The sequence below is a fragment of the Clostridium pacaense genome, assembly GCF_020709765.2.
GTDB classification, from domain to species: domain Bacteria; phylum Bacillota; class Clostridia; order Lachnospirales; family Lachnospiraceae; genus Enterocloster; species Enterocloster hominis.
Window position 1 is genome coordinate 1 of sequence record NZ_JAJFEB020000079.1, and the last position, 379, is coordinate 379.

Sequence of the window (379 nt, forward strand, 5' to 3'; positions counted from 1 at the left end):
TCTGGCGTGCTTATGCACGGTAATGGCCGGTTCGGCCGCAGATTCACGGAAATCAGAGCATTGACAGAAGGATAGAAGGGAAATTTCAGGAGGGCTATTGAAGTTACGTTTTTTTTAAATTATACTGAAGGGAGTAGCATGGATGGGGAAAAAGGCATTACAGTGGCATCCTGCGTTCCAGGCGGCGCTGCAGGTGGAACTGGCAGGGGACAGGCCGTTCCTTTGCTTTCATGAGGAATATAACCTCAGCAGGAAGCCGCTGCAGATGGATACGCTAATCATCAAGCTGGAGCCGGGACACGTTGTCAGCAAGAGTATCGGAAGGATATTCAGGACCTATAACATCGTGGAATATAAGAGTCCTGAGGACTATATCAGT

1 pseudogene is annotated in these 379 nt (G+C 48.8%); it reads left to right on the top strand.

Features of this window, described 5'->3' with window-relative positions:
- Positions 1-142: 142 nt before the first annotated feature.
- Positions 143-379: pseudogene (locus LK536_RS58545) on the top strand (hypothetical protein); the annotation flags it as partial.